Annotated in this window: 18 protein-coding genes; 7 read left to right on the top strand and 11 right to left on the bottom strand. The window is 35.9% G+C overall.

What is annotated here, in order from left to right:
- The first annotated feature begins 50 nt into the window (after positions 1–50).
- Both QOX35_RS13495 and QOX35_RS13490 read left to right on the top strand, forming a co-directional pair.
- Positions 51–2,258 (top strand): peptidase domain-containing ABC transporter, encoded by a 2,208-nt coding sequence (locus tag QOX35_RS13495; RefSeq protein WP_283687382.1) that lies wholly within the window; start codon positions 51–53, stop codon positions 2,256–2,258.
- Positions 2,259–2,264: 6 nt separating this feature from the next.
- Entirely contained in the window at positions 2,265–3,647 is a 1,383-nt protein-coding gene (locus tag QOX35_RS13490) for an HlyD family secretion protein (protein ID WP_283687381.1), read from the top strand.
- Between the two features lie 1,190 nt (positions 3,648–4,837).
- Here QOX35_RS13490 and QOX35_RS13485 read toward each other — a convergent pair.
- From QOX35_RS13485 to fbp, 9 genes are all read right to left on the bottom strand, one after another.
- Positions 4,838–6,595, bottom strand: a complete 1,758-nt coding sequence (locus tag QOX35_RS13485) for an AIPR family protein (protein ID WP_283687380.1) — start codon at positions 6,593–6,595, stop codon at positions 4,838–4,840.
- Positions 6,579–7,649 (bottom strand): putative phage abortive infection protein, encoded by a 1,071-nt coding sequence (locus QOX35_RS13480; protein ID WP_283687379.1) that lies wholly within the window; start codon positions 7,647–7,649, stop codon positions 6,579–6,581. The genes QOX35_RS13485 and QOX35_RS13480 overlap by 17 nt, the downstream gene beginning before the upstream one ends.
- A 24-nt stretch (positions 7,650–7,673) precedes the next feature.
- On the bottom strand, positions 7,674–12,569 hold the full coding sequence (locus tag QOX35_RS13475) for a DEAD/DEAH box helicase (protein WP_283687378.1): 4,896 nt from the start codon (positions 12,567–12,569) through the stop codon (positions 7,674–7,676).
- A gap of 454 nt (positions 12,570–13,023) precedes the next feature.
- Positions 13,024–14,304 (bottom strand): tyrosine-type recombinase/integrase, encoded by a 1,281-nt coding sequence (locus QOX35_RS13470; protein ID WP_283687377.1) that lies wholly within the window; start codon positions 14,302–14,304, stop codon positions 13,024–13,026.
- Between the two features lie 444 nt (positions 14,305–14,748).
- Entirely contained in the window at positions 14,749–15,948 is a 1,200-nt protein-coding gene (locus tag QOX35_RS13465) for an acetate kinase (RefSeq protein ID WP_283687376.1), read from the bottom strand.
- Between the two features lie 4 nt (positions 15,949–15,952).
- Positions 15,953–16,918, bottom strand: coding sequence for a 3-hydroxyacyl-CoA dehydrogenase family protein (locus QOX35_RS13460; RefSeq protein ID WP_135106931.1), 966 nt, complete (start codon positions 16,916–16,918; stop codon positions 15,953–15,955).
- A 109-nt stretch (positions 16,919–17,027) separates the two neighbouring features.
- Entirely contained in the window at positions 17,028–18,038 is a 1,011-nt protein-coding gene (gene pta / locus QOX35_RS13455; RefSeq protein ID WP_283687375.1) for a phosphate acetyltransferase, read from the bottom strand.
- A 144-nt stretch (positions 18,039–18,182) separates the two neighbouring features.
- Positions 18,183–18,731, bottom strand: a complete 549-nt coding sequence (locus QOX35_RS13450) for a YcxB family protein (protein WP_283687374.1) — start codon at positions 18,729–18,731, stop codon at positions 18,183–18,185.
- Between the two features lie 64 nt (positions 18,732–18,795).
- The gene (gene fbp / locus QOX35_RS13445) at positions 18,796–19,827 is read right to left on the bottom strand and encodes a class 1 fructose-bisphosphatase (RefSeq protein WP_135106936.1); all 1,032 of its coding nucleotides are present in this window, start codon (positions 19,825–19,827) and stop codon (positions 18,796–18,798) included.
- A 114-nt stretch (positions 19,828–19,941) separates the two neighbouring features.
- Between fbp and QOX35_RS13440 the strand changes: the two genes are divergently transcribed.
- The 3 genes from QOX35_RS13440 (at position 19,942) to QOX35_RS13430 (ending at position 22,060) form a co-directional block, all read left to right on the top strand.
- On the top strand, positions 19,942–20,316 hold the full coding sequence (locus QOX35_RS13440) for a DMT family protein (RefSeq protein ID WP_135106938.1): 375 nt from the start codon (positions 19,942–19,944) through the stop codon (positions 20,314–20,316).
- Positions 20,317–20,560: 244 nt separating this feature from the next.
- Positions 20,561–21,022: a nucleoside-diphosphate kinase gene (gene ndk / locus QOX35_RS13435; protein ID WP_135106940.1), complete on the top strand. Its 462-nt coding sequence runs from the start codon at positions 20,561–20,563 to the stop codon at positions 21,020–21,022.
- A gap of 9 nt (positions 21,023–21,031) precedes the next feature.
- Positions 21,032–22,060 carry a peptidoglycan DD-metalloendopeptidase family protein gene (locus tag QOX35_RS13430; protein ID WP_135106942.1) on the top strand — a complete coding sequence of 343 codons (1,029 nt, stop codon included), beginning with the start codon at positions 21,032–21,034 and terminating at the stop codon, positions 22,058–22,060.
- Positions 22,061–22,151: 91 nt separating this feature from the next.
- Here QOX35_RS13430 and ung read toward each other — a convergent pair whose 3' ends face one another.
- Entirely contained in the window at positions 22,152–22,814 is a 663-nt protein-coding gene (gene ung, locus QOX35_RS13425; RefSeq protein ID WP_283687373.1) for a uracil-DNA glycosylase, read from the bottom strand.
- A 360-nt stretch (positions 22,815–23,174) separates the two neighbouring features.
- On the opposite strand from ung, the gene QOX35_RS13420 reads away from it, so the two are divergent.
- Both QOX35_RS13420 and QOX35_RS13415 read left to right on the top strand, forming a co-directional pair.
- Positions 23,175–24,470 (top strand): MATE family efflux transporter, encoded by a 1,296-nt coding sequence (locus tag QOX35_RS13420; RefSeq protein WP_283687372.1) that lies wholly within the window; start codon positions 23,175–23,177, stop codon positions 24,468–24,470.
- Positions 24,471–24,503: 33 nt separating this feature from the next.
- Positions 24,504–24,998 (top strand): flavodoxin, encoded by a 495-nt coding sequence (locus QOX35_RS13415; protein ID WP_006842069.1) that lies wholly within the window; start codon positions 24,504–24,506, stop codon positions 24,996–24,998.
- Positions 24,999–25,067: 69 nt separating this feature from the next.
- On the opposite strand, the gene QOX35_RS13410 is transcribed toward QOX35_RS13415, so the two are convergent.
- Entirely contained in the window at positions 25,068–25,766 is a 699-nt protein-coding gene (locus QOX35_RS13410; protein WP_283687371.1) for a YjjG family noncanonical pyrimidine nucleotidase, read from the bottom strand.
- Positions 25,767–25,771 lie beyond the last annotated feature (5 nt).

The raw sequence follows: 25,771 nt of genomic DNA, 5'->3' as shown, positions 1-25,771 counted from the left end.
CAGATTTAAATTAGTTCTTTATTTAATACAGATTTCAGTGTGAGAAGTATATGAAATTCTTCCCTAACTATAAACAACTCGATGCCATGGATTGCGGTCCTACCTGCTTGCGCATGATAGCCAAATACTATGGTCGCAACTTCTCTGTACAGTATCTTAGGGAAAAGAGTTTCATCACCCGAGAGGGCGTTTCTATGCTTGGGATCAGCGATGCGGCTGAAACCATTGGTATTCGAACCAACGGTATCAAAATTACTTTTGAGCAATTAGTTAAAGAAAAGCCTTTACCATGTATCCTACATTGGAATCAAAACCACTTTGTTGTATGCTATTCCATTAAAAAGAAAAGAGACTTAGATTATGAAATAAAAATCTCGGATCCTGTAGGTGAAAAATATACAATGAACAAAGCTGAATTTCTTAAATGCTGGGCTAGTTCTCTATTCCAAAGAGAGGACACTGGCACTATCTTATTATTAGACCCTACTCCCGATTTCTACAATCAGGATGACGGGTTAGAAAAATCAAATAAGAGTATCTATTATTTTCTGGGCTATCTTCGTCCATATAAATCTCAGATCATACAACTCATAATTGGACTACTGGCAGGGAGTGCCTTATCTCTTATTTTACCATTCCTTACTCAGGCTGTAGTTGATCAGGGGATTGGAAATAACAATCTGAGTTTCGTTACCTTAGTATTGATAGCCCAACTCATACTATTTATTACTCAACTGGCTGTAGAATTTATCCGTAATTGGATTACACTTCATGTGAACAGTCGTATAAGCATATCTCTTATCTCTGACTTTCTTTCCAAGTTGATGAAACTACCTCTACGCTTCTTTGACACAAAGAATGTAGGAGATATCATGCAACGTATAGGAGATAATGACCGTATCAAATCATTTCTTACAGGTTCTACTCTTACTACTCTATTTTCATTCGTAAACTTCATCATATTTGCCTTCATTCTTGCATATTACAGTTTTACAATATTAGGCGTTTTTATTTTAGGTAATTTTTTATACATTTTGTGGATATTGGTATTTCTTAAATACCGCCGTAAACTGGATATGGCACGTTTCTCCCAAGCTTCAGCAGAGCAAAGCAACCTAGTACAAATAGTGACAGGAATGCAGGAAATAAAACTCAACAACTGTGAAAAACAGCAACGATGGAAATGGGAACGCATACAGGTAAAACTTTTCAAGATAAGTATAAAAGGGCTTGCCTTGGGACAATACCAACAGATGGGATCGGTATTTTTCAGTCAGACGACATCTCTTTTTATTTCATTTATTGCCGCTCGCTCAGTCATTGAAGGAGACATGACATTGGGTATGATGATGGCTGTGAGTTATATCATCGGACAACTATCAAGTCCAGTCGGGCAACTCATCAGCTTTGTACAAACAGCTCAAGATGCTAAAATCAGTCTCGAACGCTTAAATGAGATACATAACAAAGAAGATGAAGAGCAAACTATAGAATCCAAAATAAATGAATTACCAACAGACAAATCTCTCTGTATCGAAGATTTATATTTTAGTTATGATGGTGCAGACCGTGATTATGTGTTGAACGGAATAAATCTGTCTATACCAGAGAACAAGGTAACGGCGATAGTTGGTGCCAGTGGAAGTGGTAAAACAACCCTGATAAAACTACTTTTGGCTTTTTATAAACCGAATAAAGGGAAGATTAAAATTAAAGATATATCTATCAATGACATTAACCCTCACCTATGGCGTCAGAGATCTGGTGCTGTGATGCAAGATGGGTTTATTTTCTCCGAAACTATAGCTAATAACATAGCTATAGGAGAAGATATTGTGGATAAAAAAAAGCTGCAGCAAGCTATAGAAGTAGCCAACATCAAAGAGTTTATAGAATCACTTCCTCTAAAGTATAATACAAAAATAGGCATGGAAGGGAATGGTATTAGCCAAGGACAGCGTCAACGGTTATTGATAGCAAGAGCTGTTTATAAGAATCCTGAATTTCTATTCTTTGATGAGGCGACGAATGCATTAGATGCTAATAATGAGAGAACGATATTAGATAATTTGAATAATTTTTACAAAGGAAAAACAGTCGTTATTGTGGCCCATCGCTTAAGCACAGTTCAGAATGCAGATAATATAGTGGTTATGGATAAAGGCAGAGTTATAGAAGAGGGCACACACAAAGAATTAACGAATAAGAAAGGAGCCTATTATACTCTTGTTAAAAATCAATTAGAACTAGGCATGTAAAAGAATATGGACATAAAAGGGGGAAAAACATTAAAATCTGACCTTCCTGACAGGAATCTCAATTTCATATCGATTCAAAACTCAATAGATAATACCGACATTGAATTGAAAAGCGAAGAGTTTCAAGAGGTATTGGGTAGTACCCCTTCATGGATACTTAGAAGAGGCATCACCCTTATTTCTATTATTGTACTAATAATTTTAATAGGAAGCGCCTTTTTTAAATATCCGGATATAATAACTACTACAATGACACTTACGGGAAGTACTCCGGCAACTGGATTAGTTGCCAGGATCTCTGGTAAAATACAGGAGTTAGACGTACAGGATAAACAAGAAGTGAAAGCAGGGAGTTATCTGGCTGTTATCGAAAATTCCGCTAATACAAATGATATACAGATATTAAAACAATATATCGATCAACTAAACCAAAAGATAGATACTATTATAACTTTACCTTCTAAAGAGTTGAAATTAGGGCCATTGCAGTCGCTGTATTCTGACTTTTACATAACTCTTTTCAACTATTATGAATTCAAACGCTTGCAGTATTACACACAAAAGATTGATTTTATGAAAGATAAAATCAATCAATATCGAAATTATTACAGGAATGTAGAAGGGCAAAAAGCGATAATCAAAGAACAATTTCGACTCAATCAGAATCAATATCGAAGAGATTCAGTATTAAATAAACGTGGGGTTATTTCTTCTGAAGAATTGGAATCAACCAAAAATAAGTATCTACAAGGTCATCTTTCACTGGAAAATATACATTCTACGATACAAAATACCGAAATACAAATCACAGAGATGCAAGAGAGCTTATTAGATACAGAGTATCAATATCTGGAGAAAAAGAATCAACTTGAAACGCAATTAAAAACATATATATCACAATTACTTGCAGAGATACAGTCTTGGGAATTAAGCTATGCTCTGATTGCTCCAATTGATGGGCATGTTACATTTACCAACTATTGGGTAAAAAACCAAAACGTAACAACAGGAGAAACTGTATTTACAATTATACCAAAAGATAATATGGAAATCATCGGTAAAGCTCAGATGCCATTAACTCGCTCGGGTAAAGTAAAAATAGGACAAAAAGTAAATATACGTTTTTCTAACTTTCCCGATAATGAATATGGAATCATCAGGGGTAAGGTAAAAAATATATCTATGGTTCCGGTAAAAGACGCACAAGGGCTCGATTTCTATACAGTAGAAATTGAATTTCCGGAAGGAATGACCACCACTTATAAAAGAGTATTACCTTACCTTCCCGAAATGCAGGCTCAAGCCGATATCGTAACTGATGATATTTCACTATTGGAAAGGTTCTTTATGCCATTAAGAAAAATATGGACTGAGGGGATGAGTCTGTAAAGTAAATAATGTAAGATGCATACGAAAAGATGTATAAAATAGATTCTGTGGAGTGTTTTTCTTTAGGAAGTTTCAAGCTATTAGATTTCAAACCTATATAAAAAAGAAAAGGTTGTCGTCCCGACAGTCAACTTCTCTTTTATTTCTTATTGTATATCAACTAATTATATTTAGTCATTTTTGAGATATATACAAAAACATATACACAAAGGCGGTTAATACTAAATTCATTAGGCAAATCATATATAGAGCAAAACCTTTCAAACAGCCTATATTTCATTTGATTACAGAGTATCAGAATATACAGACTATATAAAGATTAAATCTATACATGATCGTGTACAAAACTACAAAAATATTCAGAGACATATATCAATTTATATCTTTTTATCCGTTTTATTATTGTGCTATCAAAAACAGAGAAAAAGATAGTCTTCCTTTTAATACGTCAGACCTGTTGTAATACAAGAATAAGTCTATTAAAATATTTTTACCTTATCATACTACATCTAAAATAAGCTACTCACTATAAGAAAAATAAGAGAGTGGGTATACTCTTGTTTGCGTATTCCATATATATATTTTGGGCCTATTTTCACGAAGTCTCGTTTTTCAAAAATAATGCAGGGAAGAGGGGGGTAACCTCTCATAAAAAGAAAAATATAAACAAAATATTTACAGCTAGTTAATAAACAGTTACTATACATTAACAAACAATACGTCTCACATTTTATAAAGTAATTATCGAGACACTTTACTTGATCATCTAAAGGATTATCTATATATACTTCTGCTATCTTTTTTAAAAACAACAAAAGCCTACAGATCCAATAAGTATTTTATTCCATCCGGATTCTTTAAACTTATATAATTCTAAATTAAGCAACCCTTCATAACCTTTGTTAATTTCAATAGATAAGGCCTATTCAATTTTTTCTCAATCTAAATCTGAGATAGCCTCCTGTCTATTACTCGCTTATACTTTTTGAAAACCTCTTTTGAGATTATTGAAATATTATTTGGCTTATTTTTTTCTATTAATTTATCTATTTGTAATTTCTCATTCTCGAGAAATAATTTTAGGTTCTCAAGGTAATCAGTCCCCTCATAATGCTTGTACCATTTATCCTTGCTTTTGTGCTTTGTGAATTTTAGATCTTCAGCAATTAGCTTAATTGTTCTGTTTATTTTTAGTCAGCAGCCCATCTATATTCAAAATCTTCGGCTTCTAATTTTAAAGCTGTATCCAATCTTTGTTTGACATCTTGTCCATTAGGCATCATAGGTAACATACTGAAATAATTTCTAATAGCAGCATTAATACCTGCTAAGCATCCTTTCGCCTTCACCCAATTTTGAGGACTGAAGACTCTGTTCTGTGGTTGTGGCTCATTAGCAGCAGCTTCAAGAGCCATATTAAGACTTGTCCCTGCAATACCTATGATTTCATTTAAAATACCTGTTAACCGAGCCTTTTCTAAGCATTTTATAGGGGAAGGTACATTTTCTGCTTGATTATTAGCAATGGCAAAACACATCGAGATAGCATATAGATGATGGTATGGAGCATAAGCTTTCATAGCAAGTAAACTTTCATTTAATCCCAAAGGGTTATCCTTAGTCCATACTTTCATTAACTCATTAAAGAACACATTCAATGCATATGCATTTTCTGCTTTGTACTCCCTTTTAAAGAGCTGTTCAAAATATTTGTCAAATATTTTTGTTTCACTATATGAGATATTAGGACGTTTCGAATGCCAAGCAATAAGAAATTTACCCAAGTCAGACAAATCAACTGTATAAGCTTTCTCTTTATCAGCAGGAGTTGTTTCGCCTCTTTTTGTTATAAAATAACCTTGTGGGTATTTTTGTTCAAATTGCTTTTTAAGATTTAGAACACGTTTATCATTACTTCTCAAATCTCTTGGCTTTACTGCACTTTGAGAATTGGTATTGATACTTATTCTGTCTGCTCTATCTCTTTGTGGTATTTCATAGAATCGAAATAATACAAAAGTATCCTCTAATTCTTTGACCTTTTCACTACAACTTAATATTGTATTTAGAGATTGGCATCCGTTGACAACACTAAGTCCATGTAATTTCAACTTATTATCAATTTTCTCCATCTTATTACAGATGGCTGTAATGCCATTATGAAAGAAAAAGAAATCCTTATGTTTATCCCCATAAATAGTATTTTTTATACCCTTATTTACAGTATTACTCAATCCTAAACTTTGACGTACATTTTTTTGAAACAATGTACCATCTTTGATACCTGTTATTTTTATGCATTCTTTCAATGGCAATGCTCCAATCGCAACTTGTGTATTTGCTAACGTTTCATACATGAAATGACCACTTGATAAGTCTATTGTATGATTTATTGAAGGATTTTCTTTTTCTAATGCGAGGTCATATCTTCTTTTGAGTTCTTCATTGTCTACTACTGATATAGAACATACAATATCATCAGTGTCGGACAACTCTGCAAATCTTTCTTGGTAGGTAGCAAGGTCATTTTGGGCAGCAGTAGTTAATACACCTGTGGTAATAAGTTCGAAATTGATTTCATAGTCATCTTCCAAAGCCCTTGCTACTTCATCAAGTTTTCTTTTTAATTTGTTGTTTCCAACTTCTTGCAATCTGACCAAGTTTTTTAATTGTATCCATGAAGACAATATTTCTCTCAATGGCTCTCCATCCACAGAGTTTCCACCAATGAATTTTCCTTGAATAACGTAAACAGTATTTTTATCATCATCTATGTAGATTGCATCAATTTGCTTATCATCACTGCCATCAGTTATATCATCTTTGGCTTCGTTCATATCCCGTAAATGGATATTTCTTAAATACCAAGCAACAAAACGCTGTCCATCATTAGGATATTTATCCTGATAGTACGGGGTTTTAATATCTTCTTTAATTTGTGTTATCATGATTATTTATTAAATCGGTAAATACGTTTCTTCTATCTTTTAATCTAATTTCAGGTTTACAATTATGCTCTGTTTTTATCAGATTCTGAATAGTTAGATTTTCTAATAAGTTATAATGTATAATAAGATATTGAGCTTTTGGATAAGCAAAGCTGTTATAGAATGCCATCAGTAATTCATCTGTTGACATTTGAGCCTGAATGAACTGAGCATATAAATTATATTCATTTCTTATCTTTTCCATTTCTGCTTGATTTGGATTATCTCCCAATGAGTGAATTTTATCATCTTCATTTTTTTTAATGAATTTGAGTATATAATACAAATGCCTGAAATAATATCCAATAGTTTCATATTTATTGAAGAAATAAGCATATCCTAATCCTATTTGTTTATTAATAGATAAAGATTGATAATTCTCATGTCCTTTTTTTGATATACCAAATAAATCAGAGGTGTATGCTATTATATGTACCATTCTTGTATTATTCGAATAGTTATTCCACATAGCTTCAATGTCATACGGCAAATCTGAACCTCCATAATCTCTATACCATGTATTTTCTATGTCACTTTCCGCATATTGTGCATTTGTGTCATTATAGCCATTGATATATTTATTATTATCTAATGATTTGAAAATTAGAAACAATTGATATCTTGCTTGTGAAAAAAAATCTAATCCATTCGATTTTATTGTTACAATATGGGTAACATCCTTTTTACTTACATAAGTAAATTTACCCGAAATTTTATTAACTATATCCCTCTGAACTTGCAATAGATTAAAGAAAGTAGACTTAAATTGCTCATCAATAGAAATATTTTTCTGTTTTTTATTAAAATCTATTTGCTCCCATAATGTCCAAATTAAGAAAATAACACTGAGAATACCTATTATAGGCGCAGTTATACCTCCTATTGTATCTCCAATCTCACCTGTTTCTGTAAAATCATACTGAGTTAGCCCTCTTGTGAAAAGAATTGGAGCAAGCAGGGTTACAACTATTCCTACAAGAGCAATAATGCCGATAAAAATGACTTTCTTTTTCATAGTTAGATTTTCTATTTATTTTTCTTAAAACTCCAATTTTGGCAACCCATTCACAATCTTCACAGTTTCGACACTGACAGTGATAACACGAAGTAACAGGTTGTATATATACTTTTCGTCATCATGTTCACGTGCCCAATCGTTGGGGTCGTTTTTGATTTGGCTGTCTTTGTTGATGGTTACCGCATAGCGTTCCATAATCCATTCGATAGCACTTTTGCCATTCACCACATAGTCGTAAGCCTCTAATGGGATGCCATCAATACGAATTTGACGATTGTAGTAGATAGTCGATTTATCGGTTTCTTTGTCCTTTTTACCAAAACGCATCTTCTCTACACGATAATCAACTCTATTGCCTGCACCAAAAACAGGAATAACGCCCTTGTAAGGCTCTACTGTTTCGTAATTGAGGTGAAGGTGGGCTAACTCTCTACCTGCTTTGCTAAATGCCCAAAAATCGTCTAATTTGTCGACTAATGGAAGACGTGGTAACATCTTTTTTAAATCGGCTTCGAATGCTGTGCGATAATCGGGGCTGTGAAGGATGCCATATACATAGTAGAAAATGTCTTCTTTGGTGGTTTTGTGACCATATTTCACACGAGCTTCTTTCAAGATGAAATCTGAAACACCATCCCTGCGAATATAGCGGTCGGTAGTGGTGTCTTTAAACAGGTCTAACAAATCTTGTGCATTTTCTTCGTACCAATATAGAGGGAAGCATTGAGTACCTGCATCAAGAGTATTTAAATCAGGAATACAGTTTGTTATAATTGCTGTATTTGACTTTGTTCCGCCTAAGCCTGAAACGCAGATTATTAAATTATTATGTAATGGTGTTGGGAAAAGCTTTGTCTGCTGATATGGACGTTGTATAAAATTCCGCTCAAAATACAAATTTGTTTTGCAATAAGGTCTATATAAACTTTCGATTATAACATCTTTTGAATATTCTATCAACTTATTTTTTTTACAAGCGTCTTTTAAAGAGTCATTCCAACTTATTTTTTTTGAATCGTATTCTATTGATTTTTCATCTTTGCTTATTGTGTATTCTTCCCGTATTTCATTATAAAAATTAATACAGTTTTTCATATTATTTTCAACTTCTTCTTTTGAGAAATTATAAACCCAAGCATCACGAGCTGTTGCAATGCCTAATGAGTATGTTGTGTAGAATGATTTTGTTTTTGTGTCAAACTTTTTCAGAGATTCTATTGGTAAAAAAGTTTTGAAAATATCATTTCTCAAACTTATCCAATCCCCATGTTCATTGGGATGAATAATTCCCCATTGCATAGAAGGTGCATCAATACTCTTAAAATCCTTTATTTTGCTTAACTTTTCTTCTCTGCTTAGGTAATCACCAATATCGTGATAATGGATAGTTGCTTTATTGTTGGACAATTGTGGATTCTTCACCAATAAAGTAATGGCAATTGGCGTACGTGAACCCGAACCGAATATTTTACCCCCTTCTTTTCTTGATAACTCACCAGTTGTTCGTTGATTACCCCTCAGATTAAATACATAGATGGATGTAAATTCTCTTTCAATACATTTACGGAAGCCATCCATTCCGCTACCATCTAACCATCCACTATTAGACACAAATGCAATTACTCCGCCATTTTTCTTATCTAATCGGTCAGAAGCCCACCTAAATGCCTTAATATAACTATCGTAAATAGCATTTTTATTTGTTGCATCAGTTTCCTTTACATAGGTTTGTTCAATCCGACTATCTAATATTTCATACTTTTGATTTTGAGCATTATCGTTAGCCGATTTCTGCCCCTTAGAATAAGGTGGATTACCAATAATTACACGCAGTGGCGTTTTCTTTTGTTCTTTTACCCGTTTGGAGTTTTGAGGGAACACATCGCTATCTGTTCTATCGTGGTGTTCATCTTCTCCCAATTGGAAGGTATCAGTCAAACAAATACCATCAAAAGCACGATAGCTGTCGCCATCGTTAGATAGGTCGTGGTATATGTTTTCGATATTGATAGAAGCTATGTAATAAGCTAATAATACTATCTCGTTAGCATGAAGCTCCTTGGTGTACTTACGTTCCAAATCTTCTTTGCTAATCAATCCGCTTTGTAACAATCGGGCAATGAAAGTACCTGTTCCTGTAAAAGGGTCAAGTATATGTACATTTTCGTCTGAGATGCTTCTGTCAAATTCTTTTTTGAGGATATATCCAACCGAATGGACAATAAAGTCTACTACTTCGACAGGAGTATATACAATACCCAATTTCTCAACTACCTTAGGGAATGCCGATTTGAAGAACTTGTCATATAGCTCTACAATTACCTTTTGCTTGCCTTCTGCATTGTCGATACCTTCTACACGTCTACGAACCGAATCGTAGAACTTCTGTAGTTTATCATTTTCGTCATCTGTAATCTCATCATCCAACAACTCCATGACTTTTTGCATAGATTGTGATATTGGATTGTTTTGAACAAACGAATAGTTTTCGAAGAGTGCTTCAAATACAGGCTTGGTAATCATGTGCTGAGAAAGCATTTCAATCGCTTCCTGTTCGCTAACTGATGGATTGATGTTTTTGCGAAGTCCTTTGATAAATTCATCAAAAGCCTTTTTGTGTTTACCTTCTTCTTTTATAAGGTTTTGGATTCGGATAATATGTTCTTCTGCAATGTGAGCAATATCTTTCGCCCATTGCTCCCAATAACGTTTGTTACCTACTTTTTGCACCATCTTGGCATAAAAGGTACTTTGTAGTTCCTCGAACTGAAAAGCTAATTGTGCAGCTAAGGCAGAACTTCCATTCGGGTCTGTTCCTTCTGCACCCTCTCCACCTTCACCTTTTCCATTATCTATTCCACCAATCAGAATTTGAGCAGGTTTATTCTTATTCAGTTCTATTTTGTTTACAGTTGCATTGAAGCGGTCATCATGAGCACGAAGAGCATTCAAGACTGTCCATACAACATTGAAACGTGGATTGCGGTCTAATGCCTCGCTTGCATCTACCCCTTCGGGTACAACCACAGGGATAATGATATATCCATACTTTTTACCTTCAGCCTTACGCATCACACGTCCTACCGACTGCACTACATCTACCTGCGAATTGCGAGCCGATAAGAATAGCACTGCATCCAATGAAGGAACATCAACCCCTTCACTCAAACAACGCACATTAGTAAGCATTCGGCACTCCTTATCGTCCTCAGGATTCGATTTCAGCCACGAAAGTAATTCATCACGCTGTGGCGCTGACATACTACCATCAATATGCTTGGATTGCACATATACCATACTTGCCTTTTCTTCCTCTGTCTTATCTTCGAAGTATGCCGGTTCGCATTCATTAAATATTTGCGTAGTTGCTTTCGATACTTTGATATTCTGACAAAAGGCTACTGCTTTACGCATCGGATCAGGATCGGTATCTTTGATAATAGCTGCATCACCCAGCATTTTTTTAGATAAAGCATTAATGCAACCAACCATTTTAGAGGCATCATCAGCATTTATAATACCATCTTCTCCTGAAATTATTCGTTGTAATGATGGTGATATATCCTTATCGCCAACAGTTAATACAAGAACTTTATAATCTGATAGCAAATTGCGGTCGACTGCTTCCCCAAATCCAATTCTGTATATTTCAGGTCCATAGATGGCTTCGTCATCCATCGAACACAGGATGGCATCGTTTTGGTCGGCTTTGGTTTTGGTTTCGTCACTGTATAGTCGTGGCGTGGCTGTCATATAAATACGTTTACGAGCTTTGATAAAGTTATTATCATGCACTTTTACAAACGCACTTTCATCATGTCCGCTTATAGTAACACCTGTAGTTCGGTGAGCTTCGTCACAGATTATCAGGTCAAATATTCCTTTGGTGTTCTCCGCTTCATTTTCAAAAACCTCTCCTTCTTTGATGAAATTATTTAAATAATATTGCTGAGCTTGTGAAATAACATCAATAGATTGGTATGTGGAGAAAACAACTGTCATACCATTCTTTGCTAAAGAATGCTGTAATTGCTTGCAAATACTATGCACATCAGTAGAAGCAGGTAATGCAAGATTAACAACACTGAAAGTTTCATCATCATTTTGATTTACTTTTTGTGAGACTTTTGCATCACTACAAATACAGATGGCATTTATTGGTTCGCTTGCCTGTGCTGACCATTCCCTTAGTGTCTGACCTAAAAGAGCAATGGAAGGCACTAAAAATAAGACTAAGCCTTTATTATTGGTTTCTTGTTCTGCTAATTTTAATGAGGTAAATGTTTTACCTGTTCCACAAGCCATAATAAGCTTCCCTCTGTCACGAGTTTGTAAATATTCGTGTGATTTTTTCAGAGCTTCTATTTGATGATCAAAAGGTTTCTTGGGTTCAACACGAGCACTGTCTCCAAAGATTCCTTTTTCTAATTTAAGCCAATCCACTTCATCACTTTCAAGATCAGTCAATGACAAGCGTGATACAGGTGGATTCTGGTTATGCAATGCTTTTTCGGCATTATCGCTCCAATTGTTTGTTGTCGAAACCCAAAGTCTGTTAGAAAAGTTTATTTGTTCAGACGTTTCTGGATTGGTGAAATATTTTCCCGAAGTGGATAAAAAGCTATCTACCTCTTTTTTATCTATATATGTATTCGCCTGATAACATTTACATTGTATTGCCCAAAACTCATCATCATGGGTAAGGGCAACCAAATCTATCCCTACATCGTTTTTTCCAAATTCAGCACGTGATGGAAATTCGTTCCACATCCAGACCTCTTTAAATAGGTTGGTATATAAAGAAGTAGTTTTAAGATAGTACTGTATTAATTTCTCAAACTTAAATCCTTTATCTCGTTCTGATAGTGCTTCTTTTCTGAATTTATCTAATACTGACTTGAAGGTCTCAATGCTCATAATATATAGTTGGTCGTGATATTTTAACAAAGATATTTAAAAAACAACCAATATCATTCTCCATAATCTATTTCTTTTATCCATATACAAACTAAAAAGCATCTTATCCATATACTTAAAATATATAGACAAGATGCTTTATTTTTAATTTGACATAGTTTGGTCTTTTGAGGTGTAGCTGTAAAGTATTTTTTAAATACTTTACTTAACAACCCCCTCCCCATATTCTATACAAAGAATAAGAGTTAATTAGCAAGGCTTTCATACCCCCTTTGAAGTCGTACATAACCTTAGTACTCTGAAAGCGTGCTTCGAAAGGATCGAGATAGACATACTCAATGAACGGTTTAATTCATCTTTCTAATTCTATCCTTTTAATCTCTATGTCAAGAAGGTGAGATTGATTCCTTTCTATTAATTAAGAATAATCCTTTTTAAACAAAAAGTTTAAAAATTACAAAGCAGAAATCATTCTTCTTTGTATTTCACTTCTATCAGCCCTATAATAATGCTTCTCTATAATCTTAACACTATTCCCAGCTTGATCTGCTACTTCATAAGCATTGAGTCCCTCATTTATAGCTTTTGTTATATAAGTCCCTCTGGCATAATACCACGTTACTTTTTTAGCTATACCTAAATGAGACGATATTTTAGCTAAAGTCTTATTCACGCTTAAAGTTATCCTTTCTACCTTATCATGTTTTTGTATTTCTGTCTGCTGTTTTCCATTGAATATAGGCAGAACATAATTACCATAAGATTTTTCTTTGTATCGATCTATAATCTCAAGTATCTTAGGTAAAAATATAGGATTAGCTACTTTATCGCATTTACGTCTCACATACTCAATATAATCATCTTTGATACAAGATTTATTTAAATAGCATACATCTACATTTGCCATCCCTCCACTATAATAGCTGAATAAGAATAAATCGAGGTGAAAACATTCTTTCTTAGATAACTTCGTCCTATCAAAATCTCGTATTCTAATAAAATCCGCATCTGACAAAACTCTGGGTGTTGTTTTAGATGCCTTCAGGTGTTCTTTCACTACATCAAATACACAAACATCAACATCTGACACCTTTTCTTTTTGAGCAAGATTAAATACAGCTTTCAGATTTTTGAGTTTATGCCTTAACCCTCCCTTATTTCCATTTTTCAAACCTTTCTCTTGAATATAAATACTGTAAGAGTGCATAAAACTCTCGCTTATATCTTTAAAGCAATAAGAGTTAAAATCTTTTTTGTACTTCACCTTTGTAAATTCGAAAAGTGAATTCTTTAACCATTGGTAGTTTTCCCAATTAGAAGAGCCTGTTGTTTTCTCTCCATTTTTAATCCTTTCTTTTGATTTGTAATAGTCTATTTGTCTATCAATAAAGACAACAACCTTATCAGCTTTAGTTTGCTGAGGTTTTTCAGATTTTCGATCTAGTATAGATACTAGTTGTTTAGGACACCAATCAACATTATTGATCTCCCATAAATAAATCTGATCATAGAGTTTCTTTTCTGTAGCATTCAGATAAAGATTAAGCACATCTGCTTGTGTACTCGAACTCTTTAATCGTTCTTTATTCTTATCCCAATCTTTTAATTCAACAGAGTACCGGAGGGATTTTGGTTCTCTTTTATAACCAGTCTTGTAGATAACCAGTTTCAAGTTTGCAGTCGTTTTTGTAGCTTTTTTCGATGCTTCAGCTACGATTTTCACACTGTAACTCATCTTTAATTGGCTTTTAAAGCCTTTATGCAAAGGTAGTGCATTACATTCAAAAACGTATACAAAAACATGTACAAAAGTAGCTTTTTTGACACTTTTTCTTTTTTTGATAGGTTTTAAACTTTCTGTATCAATTTACACTATTCTTTAGTTATCAATCATTTACAAAACATTCTCAAACCTATATAAAAAAGAAAAGGTTGTCGTCCCGACAACCAATCTTCATTGTTAACCTTAAATCTAATACTATGAAAAACACATTACAAAGGTAAATCCCCCTGAGGAATCTTCCAAATAATAGACTATGATTTTTCCCGTGTTTAATTTTGTTTAACTGTGAACTACAAATTGTTAATGAATTTGTTAAAGAATCTTGTGTATTATAAAGAAACAAAAAACGGCACAATATTGTGCCGTTTTTCACATATCTAAATATACTATAGAAGCTTATTTATTAACGATCTCCATTGTATCGGAGGCGATCATATATTCTTCATCGGTAGGAACAACCATAACGATTACTTTAGAGTCGGGAGCACTAACAACAGCCTCTTCTCCTTGTATCTTGGCATTCTTCTCTACGTCAAGTTTTATTCCCATATATTCCATATCCTTACATACTTGCTCACGAACAGCAATAGCATTTTCGCCTATACCGCCCGTAAACATAAGAATATCTACACCACCCAAAACGGCTGCATAAGCACCCACATATTTCTTTATACGGTGTACAAACATATCGAAAGCCAATATCGCTCTTTCGTTACCCTCATCCATTGCGGCACGCAACTCACGCATATCAGACGATACACCCGATACACCTAACAGCCCACTGTGCTTATTTACGAGAGTAGAAATAGCTTGTGTGCCGATGTTCTCTTTCTCCATAATGAAAGATATAATACCGGCATCTACATCTCCCGAGCGAGTACCCATCAACAGACCTTCAACAGGAGTCATACCCATTGATGTATCTACCGACTTTCCTCCATAGATAGCAGCCAAAGAGCCGCCATTACCTATATGAGCTGTGATGATACGTTGTTCTTCGTAGGGAACACCAAGCAAATCACACCCTTTACGTGAAACATATCTGTGACTTGTTCCGTGAAAACCATAACGTCTGATACCGTATTTCTCATATAATGAATATGGTAACCCATACATATATGATTTTGCCGGCATTGTCTGATGGTAAGCAGTATCAAAAACTCCCACCTGCGGGATATTTCCCATCAATTCTTTCACGGCATAAATACCTGCAAGATTAGGTGGATTGTGCAATGGAGCAAGCTCTATGCATTCTTCCATTTTCTTTATCACCTCATCGGTAATAAATACACTACTATTAAACTCTTCACCACCGTGAACCACACGATGACCAACAGCGTCTATCTCGTCCAAAGAGCCTAACACGCCATACTTAGAGCTTGTTAAAACACCCAATATATATTCTATCCCGGCCTGATGCTCTAGAATTTCACCTTCAAGAACTACTTTATCTCCATTAGGTAGCGGAAACTTAAGGAAAGAACCTTTCAAACCGATTTTTTCGACTCCTCCCTGTGCAATCACAGCCTTGCTTTCCATATCGAAAAGCTTATATTTTATAGAAGAACTTCCACAGTTCAATACTAATATCTTCATGTCTTTAAATTAAATCGTTTGGTCCTATTATTTTCCCTGCATCGTCGTAAATATAAAAACCGCGTTTGGTAGATACGCCAAGTTGTTTTGATCTGAACAACTTCCACAATACCGGACTAGCCTTATATTTTTTATCGCCATACTCATCGAACATATCCTCCATAAGCATTACCAGCTTTTCGATACCTAGGATGTCTGCCAATTGGAAAATACCAAACCGTTGTCCGAATATGATTGTAAACTCTTTATCTATATCTTCTATAGAAGCTACATTCTCCATCCATATCTGACATGCTTCATTCAGCATTGTTATCATCATACGAAAACTTACAAGCCCGCTACTTTCGTGCACCTGTATAGCCGTATGCTTGATCATGTGAGCAAAGTGATACACCTTGTGTACTGCTTCTTCGGACGTAAATGTTCCTCTTACGATCTCTAACAAACGAGCGTCTGTATGTGAGACAGGAAAATGCAGACTGATACAACGTGCTTTGTATTTGAGATCAGCAGCCAGTTCACTGATGATAACTGTAGTTGCATTTGTAGCGATAATAGCATCCGGCGACAAAACTTGTTCCAGATTGCGGAAAACTTCTTTCCTCAGATCAGTGCTACGTCCGCCATCCACATCGTAACGAATACATTCGATCACAAAATCGCAATCTTGCAGATCCTGATAATCAAGGGTTCCTTTGATACGTCCCATGGTAGAGCGTTTTTCGCCCTGAGTCAACCCCCAGTTTTCTATCTTTGTATCCAATCCGTGCTCTATATCTTTCAAGGCCAGCTGTATCCTATCTTCCGACACTTCAACAAAAGTAACCTCAATACCCGATAGTGCTGTAAGGCTTACAATATGTCGTCCATCACGACCGCAGCCAACAACCCCGATCTTAGAGAAAAGAGACCTCTTCTTATTTTTTGAGCTTAACCCATACTCCTCAATAGGTTCTATGATTTCTGCCATAAATATTTTAATTATAAATTTAGAGTTATAAACTATGAGCAGGTCGGAAAAGCGAATCGGATGATTGTTCGTACCAACCGTCTATTTCTCAAAGCTATTTATAACTATTTTACTTTTTCTTTGCGGCAATAGCCTGATTAGCGGCAATAGCCACCATATTATATATATCACTTACCGAGCAACCTCGCGACAAATCATTTACCGGTGCAGCCATTCCTTGCAGGATAGGACCTACAGCCTCGGCATTCCCCAAACGTTGCACAAGTTTGTAAGCAATATTTCCAACTTCTAATGAAGGGAACACTAACACATTTGCTTGTCCTGCAACTGCACTTTCGGGAGCTTTTTGCTTACCTACTGCAGGCACAAGAGCCGCATCGGCTTGCAATTCGCCATCGATTTTCATTGTAGGATCTATTTTTTGAGCCAATTGAGTAGCTTCAATCACCTTATCTACTAACGGGCTTTTAGCACTTCCTTTTGTCGAAAAACTTAGAATTGCCACCTGTGGTTCTTCTCCAACCAAAGCACGTGCCGTTTGACCTGTAGCAACAGCTATTTCGGCCAACTGAGACGCTGTAGGATCGGGAGTAACGGCGCAATCCGCAAAAAGCAACAGCCCGTCTTTACCATATTGTTTCTGAGTAGTAAACATTAAAAAAGCACCTGATACCACACTGATTCCGGGTGCTGTTTTTATAATTTGCAATGCAGGGCGAAGCACATCTCCTGTTGTATTCTCGGCTCCGGCAATTTCGCCGTCGGCATCTCCGTTTTTGATCATAAGGCAACCAATATATAGCGGATTTTCAGCAAGTTTTGCTGCCTGTTCGATAGTCAAGCCTTTCGATTTTCTCAACTCAAAAAGAAGATTCGTATAAACCTCTTTCTTCTCATAATCTTTCGGATCAAGAATGGTTGCTTTATCTATATTTTTCAGATTAAGACCGGCTGCCAGTTCTTTTACTTCTTTTACATTCCCTATAAGGATAATGTCGGCAACACCATCACCAAGCAACTGATCTGCTGCTTTTATAGTCCTTTCTTCAGTTCCTTCCGGCAATACGATACGCTGTTTGTTCGCTTTTGCTCTTTCTACTATCTCTTTAATTAAATCCATAATATATAATGATTGTTTTTATACAATACGAAGTCAGGACGAACCCTTTTTATAAAATCGAGCAAATATAATAAAATTTGCAATCTCTACTTTACACTTCAGGCAAGAAACATCTCGTCTAATGTGAAATAAGCTAAAAAATATTTACTTCCATTCCCACTCCAATTCGGCTATAAGTGGAATACTTTTAGCATTCCTATATCCTTCGAAAACTTCTGCCAGTTGTTCCTTGTTAACAATCTGATCTTTGGGAATAATGATATAAACATATTGATTCATCATCAGAAAAAAATATCGCTCTATTTCGATGATGGATTTTATATCATGCACATTAAAAAAATTATGACCTCGCTTACTGTCGACTTCTATAACATCATTCCCCAGCAAAAGTTTTATTTCGTAGAGAGATTCTCCTTTCATACTGTCTATAACCTTTCGCTTACTCATACGCTTATACATCCACGCCGACCAGCGTTGATAAAAGATAAAAAACAAAAGTGATGATGCGATAAAGACATAAGCCAGAATATCGTTCATCCCATCAAACAACAGGATAGCACCAAACAAAAGCGATAACCCCGGCAACCGATAACGATCCCATTTCCGCTGCTTTTTATAACCGTTGTTGTGAGACAAATTATAAAGTTGCAACTCTAAATAGTCATTTGTAGACAATGTATAACTAAGCTCCATATTCGAGAGACAAAGTTAGTTAAAAACAAAGGCTCTCATAGCGTTAACCATGAGAGCTTTTATTTTATTTATCTTTTTTTTCTTTTTCTTCAGCTCTTTCTATAAAGTCTTTTAGTTTTTTCACCATATTCAAGCTTCCACAATAAAACGGCACTCGCTGATGTAACTCCTGCGGCTGAATCTCCAATATTCGATTATGTCCATCTATAGCAGCTCCGCCGGCTTGTTCTGTAATAAATGCCATCGGATTACATTCGTACAACAACCGTAGCTTGCCCTTAGGCGCTTTGTGTGTAGACGGATAGAAATAGATACCGCCGGTAATCAGGTTGCGATGGCAATCCGAAACCAAGCTCCCTATATATCGGGCAGTATAAGGACGGTCTTCTTTTTCTTCCTGACAGTATTTTATATAATCTTTCACGCCTTGCGGAAAATGGACGTAGTTGCCTTCGTTTACAGAATATATATTCGCATTTTTAGGACATCTCATATTTGGGTGTGACAGATAAAAACTTCCGATCGCAGGATTCAGCGTAAAACCATTTACCCCTCTGCCTGTCGTATAAACGATCATAGTCGATGTACCATATATAATATACCCTGCTGCCACCTGATTAACTCCCGGTTGTAAGAAATCCTCCATCGTAACGGGTGAACCTATCGGAGAAATGCGACGGTATATAGAGAAAATAGTTCCTACGGATACATTTACTTCGATATTGGACGATCCGTCAAGCGGATCCATCAACACTACATATTTATTGTTATGACCCTCGTCAAGACCTTCAATTGTAATAAAGTTATCATTTTCTTCCGAAGCAATACCACATACTATCTCCCTATTGATAAGTGTTTGTATGAAGACATCATTGGCATACACATCCAATTTTTTCTGATCCTCACCTTGTACATTCGTAGTGCCTACTGCTCCCAAGATATCTACCAGACCGGCTTTATTTACTTTGTAACTAACGACCCTGGCGGCGAGAAGGATTGAGTTTAAGAGGCGGGAAAGCTCTCCTCTCGAATATTTGAAATCTTCTTGTCTCTCGATGATGAATTCATCAAGTGTTTTTCTTGCAATATTTTTCATAGTGCTAATTATTATTGTGTTGTTTTTTATGGATATTTCAAAGGTAAGAATTAAATCAAAACAAAAGTTCCAAAAAATAATTACTTTTGCTGCGAAATTTTTAATCTACAGAGAATGAACTTATCCGGTGTATATACAATAATATTATTGGTCTTTTCTAATATATTCATGACTTTTGCTTGGTATGGACATCTAAAAATGAAAGAATATTCGTGGTTCGAATCACTTCCATTGTTTGGTGTTATACTTTTCAGCTGGGGTATTGCCTTTTTTGAATATTGCTTTCAAGTACCTGCAAACAGGATTGGATTTCAGGGTAATGGAGGACCTTTTACTCTGATGCAGCTAAAAATCATCCAAGAGGTTATCACCCTCACTGTCTTTGTATTGTTCAGCACACTGGCATTCAAGACTGAAACTTTCAAATGGAACCACTTATTGGCTTTTGTCTTTCTTATTGCTGCTGTATATCTGATATTTAAGAAATAGAGACAATACACCTCCTTTGAGGAACACTTTACAAATTAGTTATATTTAGTTAAACGCACTACACCTCCCATAGGGCGTAACACCGCTTTTGTTTAGAGAGATTCCAAACAAAATATGTTCTTAAACATAGCGTAAATACTGTTAAAATCTACCTTTTCGCAGGTTACGGGGTTGTTACAAATTGAAATATGTTTTATATTTGGCCTCTATATCTTATAAATTCTATTTATTTTTAAGTACACACATGGAAAAAACCCTCGTTATTCTAAAGCCTTCTTGTGTTCAAAGAGCACTGATAGGAGAGGTTATCTCTCGTTTCGAAAAGAAGGGTTTACGTCTAGCAGGAATGAAAATGGTACAGTTGACTGATGCTATCCTCAGTGAGCATTATTCACACTTAAAAGACAGGCCATTTTTCCAACGTGTAAAAGATTCCATGCAGGTATGTCCGGTTATACTTCAATGTTGGGAAGGGAAGAATGCAACTAAAGTTGTACGCTCCCTGATTGGAGTAACCAATGGCAGAGAAGCTACTCCGGGAACTATTAGAGGAGATTTTTCGGTTAGTTCTCAGGAGAATATTGTGCATGCATCAGATTCGTCCGAATCTGCAAAAATTGAACTAAAACGCTTTTTTAACGACAACGAGATTTTTGATTATAAACAATCCACGCTAGCTAATTTATATGCGGGTGACGAGATTTAATTTATATTTATGACAGGAATAAGCAGTAACATTTTAACAAAAGGCTTCAAGCGAATCAGATTATTGCCTCTAGTGGCAGTATTTTTCATCCCAATGACCGGTTTCGCCCAGAAGAAAATAACAGAAGAAGCCTCACCCGACAGAGTAGAGCTAAAGTACAAGCAACGACACAGCAGACAGACCCCAAATTCCAATCTATATGCGGATGGAATTAAAATAAAAAGAGACCTTTCTATACTTAAAGAAATTCAAGAAGAACGCATCCTTGGAGAGAATGAAATCCCAGCAGAAGATCTTTACGGAGGTATATGGAATAATCGTTATGTGAACGCATACCGTTCTATAGAGAATATTCCAGATACATTCAAAGTGAGCCTGGCCAATTTCACAATGCCGACCATGGGATATGTTACCTCTAATTTCGGACCTCGCCGCCGCCGTATGCATTACGGAATAGACCTTAAAGTACAGGTGGGTGATACGATTTACGCAGCTTTCGACGGAAAAGTACGTGTAAAACAATACGAAAGACGTGGATATGGTTATTACTTAGCCTTGCGCCATCCAAATGGATTGGAAACTGTTTACGGACACTTGTCCAGATTCTTAGTAGAAGAAGACCAAGTTGTAAAATCGGGAGACCCGATCGCTTTAGGAGGAAACACAGGACGTTCGACAGGTTCTCACTTGCATTTCGAAATCCGCTTTTTAGGCAACCCAATAAACCCTATATACATTGTTGATTTTGATAACAAGGTTTGCCACAAAGACACTTATACAGTAACACCAAACAGCTATAGAAAAAGCAGCAAAGGTGTAGACATAAGAAACCTTGCCTCATCATCTACTACAAGATCAAGCAACGATGTAAAAAATAAATATGCGACGGGTTCTGTGAAATATCACCGAATATCAAAAGGTGACACACTCGGCAAAATTGCAAGGATGCATGGTACAACAATCAGTAAACTTTGTAAGCTGAATAATATCACATCAAGGGCTACATTGAGAGCCGGAAAATCATTAAGAGTTTCATAAGCAAATAAATCAAGCATATATAAAAAATGGCGGCAATGTAATTATTGTCGCCATTTTTATTTGATCTTTTTATATCAATATCTGTTATACTCTACCATTCGATTGGCGCAATGCCTTTTGATTGCAAATATTTATTAGCCGTACTGAAATGACTATTACCAAAAAATCCATTATAAGCCGAAAGAGGTGAAGGATGTACTGACCTTAGCACCAAGTGCTTGTTAGGATCTATAAATGAAGCCTTCTTTTGAGCGTATGCTCCCCAAAGGATAAAGACTAAATTCTCTCTTTTTTCGGCTAAGTGATGTATGGCTGCATCGGTAAATGCTTCCCATCCTTTTTTCTGATGCGAGCCTGCCATATGTGCCTGAACAGTCAGTGTAGCGTTGAGCAGCAATACACCCTGATTTGCCCAACGGGTCAGATTTCCCGATCGGGGTACAGGAATACCCAAGTCTCGATTTATCTCCTTAAATATATTCACAAGCGAAGGCGGAGCAGGTATTCCATCGGGTACGGAAAAAGACAACCCATGAGCCTGACCATCGTTATGGTATGGATCTTGTCCCAAAATAACAACTTTTACTTTATCAAACGGAGTATGCTCAAAAGCATTAAAGATAAGCCTCGCCGGAGGAAAGATTTGTTTGGTTTTATATTCTACTCTTACAAAGTCGGTAAGCTTTACGAAATAATCTTTTTCAAACTCATCTTTCAACTGGTCTTTCCAACTTTGTTCTATTTTTACATCCATAGGTACTTAAAACGGTCTTTATAATTATAAATATTCAAGATTGGAGATGCATAAAGATACAACATTTTGAAGATACGAGATGTATTTATTTAACATTTGTACGTTCTTTATAAGAGCAGTACCTTTGTACACCTTTAAAGTTCAATATGTTTTGCTCGCAGATTTATCTTATTATAGATGGTTTTGCCAGATTACCTGAAGACCATTGAATGCTGAAAAGCTAGAAAAAGTGACATGATGAAAAAGTGTCACTTTTGTCACCTTTTGCATTCTCGAAAAGATTATAAAATCCTATATTACAGGAAGATACATAGCAAATAATTAAATAAAAAAAGTGACAAATATATTAGGAAAGTGACAATGAATAGAAGCATATTACAATTAGCGATACCCAACATTATTTCCAACATCACCGTTCCCTTGCTCGGATTGGTAGATATGTATATTGTGGGACATCTCGATTCGGAAGATTATATCGGAGCCATTGCTTTGGGTACAATGCTATTCAATTTTATTTATTGGAGCTTTTCATTTCTTCGCATGGGGACAAGCGGCTTCACAGCACAGGCCTATGGTGCAAAAGACTATAAAGAACAAGCCAATACTCTGCTGAGGTCTCTCTCGGTTGCGATGAGTGCTGGCATTGCAATCGTTCTGCTACAATACTTTATTGCTCTTGCCGGATTCTTTCTACTCAATGCTGACCCTACCGTTAAGGTTTTTGCTCACCAATATTTCTATATATACATCTGGGCTGCACCGGCTGTGTTGGGCATGTACACATTCAACGGTTGGTTTATAGGTATGCAGGATGCCAAAACACCGATGTTTATAGCTATCACGGTAAACATTGTAAATATAGTTTTAAGCTTTGCCTTTGTATACGGATTGGGAATGAAGATAGAAGGCGTAGCCCTAGCCTCCGCATGTGCACAGTATACAGGATTCTTATCATTTATATTCGTCTGGAATATGAAATACGGTTGGTTGAAAAAACACATCGACTTTTCTGTTCTCAAAAACTTACACGCATATGTTCCCTTCTTTAAAGTGAATAGTGATATCTTCATTCGCACAATGGCGCTGATTGCAGTAACAACATTTTTTATGTCTGCATCGTCCAAATCGGGAAAAGACATCCTTGCTGTTAATGCCTTGTTGATGCAAATGTTTATCCTCTTCTCGTATATGATGGATGGTTTTGCGTATGCAGCCGAAGCCTTGACGGGGAAGTATATCGGAGAAAACAATCGGTTTTTATTAAAACGGTTGGTGAAGCGTCTCTTCGTATGGGGTACTATTATAGCTCTACTGTTTACGCTCATTTATGCCACCGGCATGGATTATATACTGGCATTGATCACTGATAAAAAAAATATATTAGAGTTAAGTAAAAGCTATCAGTCTTGGGTTTTGCTGATCCCTATTGCAGGATTCTCTGCTTTTCTGTGGGATGGGGTCTTTGTTGGGGCTACAGCATCACACCAAATGAGAAATTCTATGCTGATAGCGGTAGGTGCTTTTTTCCTTATATATTTTATGTTTTCCGAGGCTTCTGCGAACAATATCCTATGGCTGGCGTTTATAGTGTATCTGGGACTTAGGGGTATCATCCAAAGCTTTATGGCACCCTCTATTTTGAATGATTCCAGATAATTGATAATCAATTAATAAATATCTTAACTAGTTATGAGTAAAATTGCAATAGTTTATGGCTCGTCTACCGGAGCCACAGAAGCGGTAGCGGAAAAAATACAGGCAGCACTCGGCGATGCTACACTTTTTAATGCCGATGGTGTTAGTGTCGACGACTTGCAATCATATGATTTTTTTATTTTAGGTGCATCTACAACAGGTATTGGTGACTTACAGGATGACTGGGAAGCTTTTTTGCCGAAATTTGAGAAAATGGACTTTACAAATAAGAAAGTAGCCATCTTTGGATTAGGCGACAGCGCATCTTTCTCTACCAGCTTTGCCGGAGGTATGTATACGATGTACAAGGCTCTGAAAGGAAAAGTAGAAATCGTAGGCTTCGTTCCAACAGACGGATATACATTCGACGAGTCTGATGCTGTTGTAAACGGGCAATTCGTTGGTCTGGCTTTGGATGAAGATAATGAATACAATGAGACAGAAAAGCGTGTAGCAGACTGGCTAGAAGATTTAAAAAAGTATTTTTAATAAATATATCTTTATTTAGTGATGTATATAAAGAGCCGGTCTGTATCCCCAACCGGCTCTTTACTTTTCCTAAAGTATATTCTTTATTGCTAATAACTTATCAACAATATAAGTCGGCTGAAAATCTCCGACAGGCTTACCTCCGGGGTTATACCAAATCTGATCGATATCACTATTGTATGCGCCGCCGATATCTGTGAATAGATTATCCCCTATCATGATTGTAGTGTCTCTCTCCGCCCCTGCTTCTTTCAGAGCATAATCGAACAAATGCGGATGAGGCTTATTCACCCCTACAGCATCGGAAAGTATCACCTTGTCGAAATAGCCTGTTAGTCCGGCATTATCCATTTTGATATATTGCATCTCGGTAAAGCCATTGGATAGGATATGTATCTTGTATTTCGATTTCAGATACTCGAGTAAATCGACTGCACCATCGATAAGGACCTTTTTTTGCATGATCCGCTCTATATAATCATCATTAATAGCAAGAGCCTTTTCTTCCGATATATCTTCTACCAAAGAAAGAGGGGCAATAAAACGTTCTCTTTGCAAAGTGGCTTTCGATATTTTACCTTGCCCATACATCTCCCAGAGCTGACTGACATTGGCATAATATATTGTATAAAAATCATCAAAAGACGGAAAATAGTTTCCAAAGTTATAATCATCATATAGCTCTACTAAAGTCTGCCGGGTATTCTCTATAGTATCTATAAGCGTATCATCCAAGTCGAGAAGAATATCTGTATATTTTGATTTCATAATTA

The organism is Dysgonomonas sp. Marseille-Q5470, from assembly GCF_951230145.1.
Classification (GTDB): Bacteria; Bacteroidota; Bacteroidia; order Bacteroidales; family Dysgonomonadaceae; genus Dysgonomonas.
The sequence above is the reverse complement of the archived record's forward strand: the minus strand, read 5'-3'. Positions and strand labels throughout refer to the sequence as shown.